The sequence below is a fragment of the Cupriavidus phytohabitans genome, assembly GCF_000426345.1.
In the GTDB taxonomy this organism is placed as follows: domain Bacteria; phylum Pseudomonadota; class Gammaproteobacteria; order Burkholderiales; family Burkholderiaceae; genus Cupriavidus.
The window spans coordinates 1-1,340 of the sequence record NZ_AUFE01000235.1; the positions used below are offsets into that span (position 1 = coordinate 1).

Consider the following 1,340-nt stretch of genomic DNA (forward strand, 5'->3'; position numbering starts at 1 on the left):
CGGTTCGTCAACAACCGCCAAACCACTGGCTTGACGCCTGCGGGCGCTCCGATCTCCGTTGCCTCTACACAGGTGAACTCCGCCCCGACCAGACCCGGCAACTTCACACGTTGGGCGCGTAGCTCCTGTTGGACCTCGCGCGCCTTCTGGCCTGCACGCCCCGGCAAGACAAAGGTGATTTCCCCAAGCACCGGGCTAGCTCCGACACTATCCCACAAATTGCCGCCATCGGCCAGATTGCGGTTGTGTTGGCTGCGGATCAACCAGTCGGCCGGTTGGCCAAGTTTCTGGGCGCGCGCCATCAGCTCGGCGATGTCACGCTCGCGGTCCGTCACATACACTAGCCGTGTCTGGGGGCAGCAGCGCGGCTTGCTCCGCAACCCGTTGGTACCCCTCAATCCAGCGTACGCTTTCCTTGGTCCCGTTACGATTGCCGTCGGCATCCTTCGGCTCTCGAGTCCACATCCAGGCATCGATCACCCCCAGTGGCTCGCGATCGGGCGTCACCGCATAGGTCCGATGGAGATACATCCCCCGCTGGGTTTCGTAGCTCAACGGCCCCAGCCCCTCCATTTCCTGGCCATTGAGGTTCAACTCGGTGGCACAGCCCCACTGGAAACTTACCTGCCATTGCTGTCGTGCGCTCCCAATGCGGTCGCATCACGTCTGGCCAATCGATCTGCTCATTGCTGACAAACCGAGACGCCTTAATGGTTTGCGAACAGTCATCGCACGCACCGGGAATACTCGCCGTCGGAAGAGCTGCAAACCGCTTGAGCAGTTCCTTGGCGCGCCGATTGCGCCGCGGATCACCAAGATCCAGACTCTCGCATTCCTCGTCCACCCATGCCCGACGCAATACGTCCGCTTGATGAGCGAACCGACTCTCTTGAGTGTCCATAGCTCGGTACCAAAACCATGCGCAGTCGGGCTTTGCAGCAGCGTCCCGCGTAACTCGGCCAATTGCTCCGGCTCGAGCTTGGCAGGGCGGCCTCGACCTGGCATAGCCCGTAGCCCATCAATTCCGCCTTCATCGAGCAGAGCTTTCCACGTGTACACAGTTTGTCGGGCTACCCCCACGGCCAAGGCCACGTCGGCTGGTCGAGCCAACAGCATCCGACCAGCTCGCAAGCGCTTCTTCGTTGCATCGTCTAACGGCTTCTTTGACACGGCGCGTATCTCCAATCAACCCATTAGCCACAAAACGCGCCAGCCCTAAATCCGTTGTCATGATTAGGTAAATCTCAATAATCCCACTATCCCGACATAGCCTCTTGTTTCAACGTCTACCGCCCGATCCGATGACAACGGCGGAAGCTATTTCAACAGCCTGCGAGGTA

Annotated in this window: 1 protein-coding gene and 2 pseudogenes; all 3 read right to left on the minus strand. The window is 59.8% G+C overall.

What is annotated here, in order from left to right; all coding sequences use genetic code 11:
- Positions 1-335, minus strand: a pseudogene (locus tag K309_RS43705) (IS4 family transposase); the annotation flags it as partial.
- Positions 336-424: 89 nt separating this feature from the next.
- Positions 425-901 carry an IS4/Tn5 family transposase DNA-binding protein gene (locus K309_RS43710; RefSeq protein WP_232232662.1) on the minus strand — a complete coding sequence of 159 codons (477 nt, stop codon included), beginning with the start codon at positions 899-901 and terminating at the stop codon, positions 425-427.
- Positions 877-1,116, minus strand: a pseudogene (locus K309_RS41405) (helix-turn-helix domain-containing protein); the annotation flags it as partial. The pseudogene K309_RS41405 and the gene K309_RS43710, both read right to left, overlap by 25 nt.
- Between the last annotated feature and the right edge of the window lie 224 nt (positions 1,117-1,340).